This is a genomic window from Type-D symbiont of Plautia stali (assembly GCF_001485335.1).
GTDB lineage: Bacteria > Pseudomonadota > Gammaproteobacteria > Enterobacterales > Enterobacteriaceae > Pantoea > Pantoea vagans_C.
The window spans coordinates 1-928 of sequence record NZ_BBOC01000199.1; the positions used below are offsets into that span (position 1 = coordinate 1).

At 55.7% G+C, this 928-nt stretch carries 1 protein-coding gene; it reads left to right on the plus strand.

Annotated features, from left to right (window positions below):
* Positions 1-928, plus strand: a 928-nt coding sequence (locus PSSD_RS25970; protein ID WP_058974234.1) for an IS481 family transposase, incomplete at both ends; no start/stop codon positions are given.

The window sequence follows — 928 nt, forward strand, 5'->3', positions numbered from 1 at the left end:
GCCGAACAACTCGTCCTCTTTCGCCAGCAGCATCCCGACTGGGGGCCTAAAAAAATTCGCCACTGGTTCCTCAATAACAACGCTGACTTCATTGTTCCCGCTGCCAGCACGATAGGGGACCTTTTGAAAGAAGAAGGGCTGGTGTCTCCACGGATAAGGCGCAAGCGTACGCCGGGAAATCTGAACGAACTCACCGATGCGAACAGAAACAATCACGTCTGGAGCGCTGACTTTAAGGGCCGCTTTCGCCTGAAAGACGGCAGCTGGTGCCGCCCGTTCACCCTCACCGACAACCACAGCCGCTACCTCCTGTGCTGTGAGCCCGGCACGTCAGAGACCACGACATTCGTGCGTGGCTGTATGGAAGCCGCCTTCCGCGAAGGTGGACTCCCCGACATTATCCGCACCGATAACGGCTCTCCCTTCGTCGCGCCGGGCATCCTGGCGCTGACACAGTGGAGCGTGTGGCTGATGAAGTTGGGTATTAAAACAGAAAGAACCACGCCGGGATGTCCGGGGCAAAATGCCCGTCACGAGCGCATGCATCTCTCGATGAAAACCGCGATGAGCCACCATGATGTGTTTGGCTCGCTGTCGGAACAACGGGTGTGGTGTAACGGATGGCGTAATGAGTTCAATCAGGAAAAGCCGCATGAGGCTCATGGACAGGTACCGCCCGCAAAAATATGGGTGCCCTCACCGCGAAGTTGGGATGGAAAAGTGCCTGAGGTGAACTATCCGGAGGGGGCAAAGCTATATAAAGTCGGAGAAAAAGGTGACCTGAGCCTGAACGGGCGCACGTTCCTGAGTTCGGCATTACGGGGTGAGTACGTGAGGTTCCTGGAAGTGGATGACGGAGTTGACGTCATCCTCTTCGACAGGGTGATACTGGCGTATTATGACCGGGCAGAAAAAAGTATTATTCGAA